Origin of the sequence: Streptomyces sp. NPDC058637, from assembly GCF_042717325.1 — a bacterium.
Taxonomy (GTDB): Bacteria; Actinomycetota; Actinomycetes; order Streptomycetales; family Streptomycetaceae; genus Streptomyces.
In genome coordinates this window covers 455,484-463,534 of sequence record NZ_JBHXRD010000001.1, presented here as the reverse complement: position 1 = coordinate 463,534, position 8,051 = coordinate 455,484, and the positions used below count along the sequence as shown (strand labels likewise).

General features: G+C 74.0%; 5 protein-coding genes and 1 pseudogene. 4 read left to right on the top strand and 2 right to left on the bottom strand.

Features of this window, described 5'->3' with window-relative positions; all coding sequences use genetic code 11:
* Positions 1–44 precede the first annotated feature (44 nt).
* Complete coding sequence (locus ACFWVP_RS02120) at positions 45–1,109, bottom strand: mechanosensitive ion channel family protein (protein ID WP_384493016.1); 1,065 nt, start codon at positions 1,107–1,109, stop codon at positions 45–47.
* A 317-nt stretch (positions 1,110–1,426) separates the two neighbouring features.
* Here ACFWVP_RS02120 and ACFWVP_RS02115 point away from each other — a divergent pair, with 317 nt between their 5' ends.
* On the top strand, positions 1,427–2,017 hold the full coding sequence (locus ACFWVP_RS02115; RefSeq protein ID WP_384493002.1) for an HNH endonuclease: 591 nt from the start codon (positions 1,427–1,429) through the stop codon (positions 2,015–2,017).
* Here ACFWVP_RS02115 and ACFWVP_RS02110 read toward each other — a convergent pair.
* The gene (locus tag ACFWVP_RS02110; RefSeq protein ID WP_384493001.1) at positions 1,999–4,983 is read right to left on the bottom strand and encodes a beta-N-acetylglucosaminidase domain-containing protein; all 2,985 of its coding nucleotides are present in this window, start codon (positions 4,981–4,983) and stop codon (positions 1,999–2,001) included. The genes ACFWVP_RS02115 and ACFWVP_RS02110 overlap by 19 nt on opposite strands.
* A gap of 332 nt (positions 4,984–5,315) precedes the next feature.
* Here ACFWVP_RS02110 and ACFWVP_RS02105 point away from each other — a divergent pair, with 332 nt between their 5' ends.
* The 3 genes and pseudogenes from ACFWVP_RS02105 (at position 5,316) to ACFWVP_RS02095 (ending at position 8,024) form a co-directional block, all read left to right on the top strand.
* Positions 5,316–5,606 (top strand): hypothetical protein, encoded by a 291-nt coding sequence (locus tag ACFWVP_RS02105; protein WP_384493000.1) that lies wholly within the window; start codon positions 5,316–5,318, stop codon positions 5,604–5,606.
* A pseudogene (gene malQ, locus ACFWVP_RS02100) lies at positions 5,607–7,848 on the top strand (4-alpha-glucanotransferase).
* Positions 7,812–8,024, top strand: a complete 213-nt coding sequence (locus tag ACFWVP_RS02095; RefSeq protein WP_384493015.1) for a hypothetical protein — start codon at positions 7,812–7,814, stop codon at positions 8,022–8,024. The pseudogene malQ and the gene ACFWVP_RS02095 overlap by 37 nt, the downstream one beginning before the upstream one ends.
* The last annotated feature ends 27 nt before the right edge of the window (positions 8,025–8,051 follow it).

The following is an 8,051-nucleotide window of genomic DNA, read 5'->3' as shown; positions in this document are numbered from 1 at the left end:
CCGCTCAATCGCGGGACGCCCCTTCGCCGGTGACCGGGCGGGTTCTACTTCGTCATGCTCGGCGGCGGTATCGGGGTGGCCGCCAGCGACTGCGGCGACGTGGCCGACGCGTACGCGGAGGGGGCGGCCATCCCGGCCGTCGGGTCGGCCGACGTCTCGCCGTCCGCCTGGAGGGGCACGGCGCCGACCATCCGGATGCCGGCCACGTCGAGGGCCTGCTTGATCCGCCAGCGCAGCTCGCGCTCCACGCCCAGCGCCTTGCCCGGCATCGTCTTCGCCGTGACCCGGACGGTCATCGAGTCGAGCAGGACCGCGTCCAGGCCGAGGATCTCCACCGGGCCCCACAGGCGCTCCGACCAGGGCTCTTCCTTCGCCATGGCCCCGGAGGCCTCGGTGATGGCCTGCCGGACCCGGTCCAGGTCCTCCGTCGGGCGGACCGTGACGTCGACACCGGCCGTGGACCAGCCCTGGCTGAGGTTGCCGATCCGCTTCACCTCACCGTTGCGGACGTACCAGATCTCACCGTTGTCGCCGCGCAGCTTGGTGACGCGCAGACCCACCTCGATGACCTCGCCGGAGGCGACGCCCGCGTCGATCTGGTCACCCACGCCGTACTGGTCCTCGAGGATCATGAAGACGCCGGAGAGGAAGTCGGTGACCAGGTTGCGGGCACCGAAGCCCAGTGCCACACCGGCGACCCCGGCGGAGGCGAGCAGGGGCGCCAGATTGATCTGGAACGCCCCCAGGATCATCAGCGCGGCCGTGCCCAGGATCATGAAAGACGTAACCGAACGGAGTACGGAACCGATGGCCTCCGAGCGCTGGCGGCGGCGTTCCGCGTTGACCAGCAGACCGCCGAGGGCGGTGCCCTCCACCGCCTGGGCGCTGCGGTTCATCCGGTCGATCAGATTGGTCAGAGCACGACGGATCACGTACCGCAGCACGAGGGCGATCGTGAGGATCAGCAGGATGCGCAGACCGGTGTTCAGCCACGTGGACCAGTTCTCCTGCACCCAGCCCGCGGCGTTGCCGGCCCGCTCGGCGGCTTCGTCCAGCGAACCTGCCGGCTCGGGTGACGGTGCTGCGGCCAGGAGGGCGGACAGGGACACGACGGGGACCTCCAGGTGGGGCGACAGCAGACCAACCACAGTAACGAAGGGGAGGGAGTGGATCGTTGCCATAACGCGAGGAGAGACACGTCTCACCCGGTAGTACGAGCGATGTGGCCCATCGCACACCCGGGCCGGCCGCCGTGGCGAAGCGCCTGTTCCGGTGTGTCCGGGGGGTACCTCCGGCCGGGTGGTGAGAAAAATCCCTCCGGCCCGTTACCCGCACGTGGTGGCGCTACGACCAGGCATGAGGAGAGACTGAGAGCGGATCGTCCCGGCGCGAGCCACGCGCCGCCGGCGCACAAGGAGGCATCCACGTGCCGCACGTCCTGGTTCTCAACGCGTCGTACGAGCCACTCGGCGTCGTACCGCTCCGCCGCGCGCTCGTCCTCGTCCTCGAGAACAAGGCCATCTGCCTCGAGGAGTCCGGCGCCTTCATGCACAGTGCCACCCGTGCCGTGCCCGCGCCCAGCGTCGTCCGCCTCAAGCGGTTCGTGCGGGTCCCCTACCGGGGGCCCGTCCCACTGACCCGCCGGGCCCTCTTCGCCAGGGACGGCGGTCGTTGCATGTACTGCGGCGCCGCCGCGACCAGCGTCGACCACGTCATTCCGCGCAGCCGCGGCGGACAGCACGCCTGGGACAACGTGGTGGCGGCCTGCCGCCGCTGCAACCACGTCAAGGCCGACCGGCACCTGCCCGAGCTGGGCTGGCGGCTGCGCCACCAGCCCGCCCCGCCCAGCGGGCTCGCCTGGCGGATCATCGGGACGGGGCACCGCGACCCGCGCTGGCTGCCCTACCTGCAGCCGTTCGGCGCGGACGACGTGATGGCGCGGATCGACGGGGTCCTGGCCGGGGAGCACGGGCCCGGGCCGGCCGGAGGCCCGCGGCACTACTCGGCGACGGCGTAGGCCTCCACCGACCACAGCGAGTAGCCGTACCGCGTGGCCCGGCTGTCGGCCTGGATCCTGATGAAGCGGGTGTCCTTCGCGTCCATCCGGACCGATTCGCGCCCGCCCCGGCTCTCGCGCACCGTCGCCGCCGTGCGCCAGGTCCGGCCGTCCGCGGAGACCTGGACGCGGTAGCGGGAGGCGTGCGCGTCCTGCCACCGCAGCACCACCTGGCCCAGCCGTACGGGCCCGGGCAGCTCGGCCTGCCACCAGGCGCTGTCCTCGACGGGCGAGGACCAGCGGGTCCCCGGATCGCTGTCCGAGGCGGCGGAGGCCGGGAAGTCCGCGGTCTCGTCGCCTGACGAGGACGCCGTGGCCGTACGCACCAGGTCGGCGCCCCCGGTGCGCGGGAAGGCCCGCACGGTCAGGGTGCTCTCCTCGCCGCCGAAGCTCAGCGGCACCTCGTACTCCCCGGCCGGGGTGTCCGCGGGCACGGTGATGTCCACCGGGACGTCGGTACGCGCCCCCCGTGGCACCGTCGTCCGCTTCGGTACCGCCACCTCGATGCCCTTCGGGGCCTTCGCGGTGAGCGCGCCCCTCACCTCGGCCGGCCGCCCTCCGGCCAGCCGGGCCTCGACCCGCTGCGTACCGCCGCCGATCACGGCGTCCGTCTCGCCGTGTGCGAGATCGAGCCTGGCCGCCGGTTCGTCATGGAACCACGGGACGAGCCCGCGCACCGCCGTGGAGGCCGCGCCGGGGCCCGTGACGGGCGGGGGCGCGCCCGTGACCCCGGGGGCCGACGGGCTGACGAGGACCGGGCGGGCGGAGGGGACCGTGACCCGGAGCGCGTCCGCCCTGAGGCCCTTCGTCGGCGTCTGGGTCCAGCCCGCCGCCGACAGGGAGCCGAGGCCGCGCCAGCCCTCTCCCGGCACGTGCGCCTCCAGGACCGCGCCCCGGGCCTCGGCCGGCCGGGTCATCGTGGTGACGGCCTCGACCGGGCGGGCCCGGCCGAGGTGGACCGTGTAGCTGCTGGTGTCCCGGTGCACCGTGCCGTTGTCGCGGTCGGTGCCGTTCCAGCTGTCGGCCTCCTCGCGCACCCGGTCCAGGAACGGGTCGAGCACGCCCTTGCCGACCGTGGCCCCGCTCGCCTCGATCTGCTCGCGGAGCGGCTCCAGCGCCAACTGGGCCTTCCAGGCGGCCGCTCCGTCGCCGCGCGCCTGCGCCCGCAGGAGAGCGACGGCGAGCTCGCCCGCGCGGCCGTAGCGTGCCAGCTGCTCGGACCACGGCCGCACCTCGTCCGCCAGCCGTCCGTCCGCCGGGGTCCCCAGCCGCTCGGGTGCCTGCCGCATCACGCCGAACACCGTCCGCAGCCTGGCGGCCGCGTTGTCGCGGCCGGCCTCGCCGCCCGTCGCCCGGGCGGCCCAGAACCCGGAGAACAGCGGTCGCAGATAGGCCGACTCGACGCCCCCGAGCATCGAGGTGGCGCTGTTGCCCGCGAGGGCGTGCAGCGCCGCCCGGGCACCGGCGTCGCCGCCCGCCAGATCGTCCAGCGCCGCCCGCCAGGACTCCCGCGGCCGGTACCCCTTCGGGTTCCAGGCGAAGTCGGCGGCCGTGAACAGCGGGATGCGGGACGCCGAGGACTGCTCCATGGCGTTGGCCAGCAGCGCCGCCGAACCGACGGCCACCGCCGGGTCCCGGCCGGTGTACGGGCCGAGGAAGATCCGGTCCCGGGCGTAGTCGTTGACCGGGTAGTTGTCCATGGTGACCAGCGGGTGGCGGAAGGCGGCCCGCGCACCGGCCAGCTCCTGCCCGGTGATGGTCTTCGGCACGACCCCGACACCGGTCCAGGCCACCTGCACCCGGTCGTCCAGGGCGGCGGCCAGCGCCGTGCGGTAGGCGGTGGCGCCGTCCTGGTGGAACTCCGTCGGCATCACCGACAGCGGCTCCGCGCCCGGGTGACGGTCCGCCAGGTGCCGGGCGACCGCGCTCGCGACCCGGGCCTGGGCCCTGGCCGCGGCCTCGGGTCCGCTGCCGAACGTCTCCGCGTCCAGGCCGCAGTGCCATTCGCTGTAGCTGACGTCCTGGAACTGCAGCTGGTACGCCCGTACACCCAGCGCCCACATCGCGTCGACCTTGCGGATCAGCGCCTTCACGTCCGCGTCGGAGGCCATGCACATCGCCTGCCCCGGGGCGACGGCCCAGCCGAGCGTCACGTGCTCGGCCCGCGCCTTCGCGGCCAGCTCCCGGAAGTCGGCGCGCCGGTCGGCGGGGTACGGCTCGCGCCAGCGGACCTGCCGGAAGGGGTCGTCACCGGCCGCGTACAGATAGCGGTTCTGCTTCGTACGGCCCATGAAACCGATCTGGGCCAGCCGCTCCTCGCGGGTCCACGGCTGCCCGTAGAAGCCCTCGGCCATGCCGCGTACGGCCGTTCCCGGCCAGTCGCGGACCACGGCGCCGGCGACGGTGCCGTCCTTGACGAGCTGACGCAGCGTCTGCACGCCGTGGAACAGGCCGTCCTCGCCGATGCCGTCCAGGGCGACGGTGGGCCGGCCGGCGACCCTGCCCACGGCGAGTCGGTAGCCGCCCGGGGGAAGATCGGCGCGCGCCGGTGCGCGGAGCTCCCGCAGGGCCTGGCCGGCACCCGTACCACCCATCCGGATCACCGGGCCGCGGCCGGGCAGGGCGTCGTGCACGGTGCGTACCCCCGCGTCGCGCAGCAGCGCCCGGAGAGCCTCCACGGCGTACGGGTCGGCGTCCGCGCCGGCGACGACGGTGACCTCGGTGCCGAGCGGCACGGACCGGCCGGAGGCCTTGATCGACCGGGGCCGCGGCCAGACGGCGGGCGGTGCCGCGCCGTCGGTCCGGTCGGGAGTGGTCGCGACGGGGGCGACGGGCGCCGCGACGGCGGCGGGCGCGACGGGGCCGAGCAGTCCGCCGATCACGGCGACGACGAGGGCCGTCGCATGCCTTCCGCGCCCGAGCTGCACGCCGCTCTCCCTTGTTCCGGTCCCTGCCCCGATGCCCCTGATCCCCCGTTGATCCCCCGTGCGCCCCGAGCCCACCACCCGGGCGGGAGGGTGTCAATGCACGTGGCCGTTGTGACGGATTTGCCTGATGTGTCACCTGTGCGGCTCGCGGGTGTGTTAGCGGATGACCCGCCGAGTGACCGAAAACAGCCCATACCAGGCGCATCGGGGAACGTAGTGTGACCCACAGCACGTTGGGCTCGTTGTCATAACGCCTACGTCACACCTACGCCTGCTCCCGCACCCACTGGGTAGGCCTGCTGTGTCCTGTTGTCCACGGCCAGGAGGCCACCGTGCCCGCTTCCGCGCAGCTTCTGCTCTCCGCCCTCTCCGAACAGGTACCGAGTCCGACAGGTCCCGCCCCGACCGACGCGCCCCCGATGATCAGCGAGCTGCCGCTCGCCGACGTGCGCCACCTCAGCGGTGAACCCGTGTTCGCCGACGCCGCTCCGCTGACCAGCGAGCCCCCGCTCGCCGACGCCACACCTCTCACGAGCGAGCCTCCGCTCGCCACCGTCGCCCCTCTGACCAGCGAGCCGACAGCACCCGGCACCGCAGGGGGCATGGAGTCCCCAGGAGTCTGAATGGGCTTGTCCCGGCTCGCCGCACTGCACGGCGTCGCCACCTCCTTCTCCCCGTCCGCGGATGTCACGGTGTCCGTCCCCGACGACACGGTCACGGCCGTGCTCGCCGCGCTGGGCGTGGCAGCGAGCACCCCCGCGGAGGTACGGAGATCACTCGCCGCGGCCGAATCGGCGGCGGCCTCCCGACTGCTCCCGCCCACGGTGGTGACCTGGTCGGGAGAGCCGCTGCCGCCGGCCCTGGCCGCGCTGCCGACCGGCACGACCCTGACGGTCGACCCCGAGCAGGACCCGGGGGGCGACGGCCCCGTACAGCTGCGGATGCGGGTCACGGCGCCGCGGGCGACGCCCCCCGACGGCGATCCGTCGCCCACGCCGCCCTGGTGGACCGCTCCGCCCCTGGGGGTCCACCGGCTGACCGTCCGCACCACCGACCACCGCTACTCCACCGCCACACTCGTCGTCGCACCGGACCGCGTACCCCAGCCGCCCGGCCGCACGCACGGATTCCTCGTCCAGCTCTACTCGCTGCTCTCCGCCCGCTCCTGGGGCATGGGCGACCTCGGTGACCTGGCCGACCTCGCCGCCTGGTCGGGCCGGACCCAGCGGGCCGGATTCGTCCAGGTCAACCCTCTGCACGCCGCCGTCCCCGGCCGGCCCACCGACCCCTCGCCGTACCGCCCCTCCTCGCGCCGCTTCCCCGACCCCGTGCACCTGCACATCGAGTCGGTCCCCGAGTACGGGCACGTGACCGAGCCGGGCCGGGCCGCCCTGGACGATCTGCGCCAGGAAGCCGCCGCACTCAGCGAGGCCGTGCTGAACAAGGGCGCGCTGATCGACCGGGACGCCGTCTGGGACCTCAAGAAGCAGGCCCTGGAGATCATCGCCCAGGTGCCGCTCACCCCCGGGCGGCGAGCCGCCTACTGCGACTTCCTGGCCGAGCAGGGACAGGCACTGGAGGACCACGCCCTGTGGTGCGCCCTGGCCGAGGTACACGGATCGAACTGGCGCGGCTGGCCCGCCGGACTGGGCGACCCGCGCTCCCCGCGGAGCGCCCGCGCCCGCACCGACCTCCTCGAACGGGTCGACTTCCACTGCCGGCTCGCCTGGCTGACGGACACCCAGCTCGCCGCCGCCCAGCGTGCCGCGCGGGACGCGGGGATGGCCGTCGGGATCGTCCACGACCTCGCTGTCGGCGTCCACCCCGAAGGGGCCGACACCTGGGCCCGGCAGGACGCCTTCGCCCACGGCATGTCCGTCGGCGCGCCCCCGGACGCCTTCAACGCGCACGGCCAGGACTGGGGGCTGCCCCCGTGGCGGCCCGACGCGCTCGCCGCGTCCGCCTACGCCCCCTACCGCACCCTCCTGCGCGGCCTCCTCGCCCACGCGGGCGCCCTGCGCATCGACCACGTCATGGGCCTCTTCCGGCTCTGGTGGGTGCCCGAGGGCAGACCGCCCACCGAGGGCACCTACGTCAGCCAGGACGCCGAGGCGATGCTCGCCGTCCTCGTCCTGGAGGCGCACCGCGCCGGTGCCGTCGTCATAGGGGAGGACCTCGGCACCGTCGAGCCCGGCGTGCGCGAGGCGCTCGCCCGGCGCGGTGTGCTCGGCACCTCCGTCCTCTGGTTCGAGCGGGACTGGGACGGCACAGGACGCCCTCTGGCCCCGGAGAAGTGGCGCAGCGGCTGCGTGGCGACGGCGACCACCCACGACCTGCCGTCCACCGCCGCCCGGCTGACGGGCGACCACGTGACGCTCCGCCACCGCCTCGGCCTGCTCACCCGCACCCTGGAGCGGGAGCTGGCCGAGGACGCCACCGACACCGCCGAGTGGCTGTCCTACCTGGCCCGGCTCCGGCTGCTGCCCGAGGGCGAGGGCGACGAGGAGGCGGCCGTCCGCGCCGTCCACCGCTTCCTGCTGCGCACCCCGGCCCGGATGGCCGGGGTCTGGCTCCCCGACACCGTCGGCGACCGCCGCCCGCAGAACCTCCCGGGCACCTGGAACCAGTACCCCAACTGGCGCCTGCCCGTCGCCGATGCCGAGGGGCACCCGGTCACGCTGGAGGAGATCACCGCCTCACCCCGGCTGCACCGGCTGATGGAGGTTCTGAGACCCGGCGCGGACCGGCCGTAGGGCACGTACGGCACCCCCGGGCGCGCGCCGCTTCCTGGCGTTCGCTACGTTTGCACCGTGGACAAGAAGAACGCTATGCGCGCCGGCGCCGTCGCGGCCGGTACGACGCTGATGATGCTGCTCATGTCGTCCCCCGCGCTCGCTCTCACCCGCGACGACGGCGACGACCCGGGTCAGGGGATCGGAATGGGGGAGACCCTCGGGGTCTTCGTCGCACTGCCGATCGTCCTCTTCCTGGTGATCGTCGGACTGGTCATGGTCCTCGACAAGTCCAAGAAGCAGGCCTAGAACCTCTTCACGGACGCGCCGCCGGTA

Excerpts from the sequence above, each read along its gene's own strand:
- ACFWVP_RS02095 (WP_384493015.1), top strand. The coding sequence starts at position 7,812 with ATGCGCGCCGGCGCCGTCGCGGCCGGTACGACGCTGATGATGCTGCTC.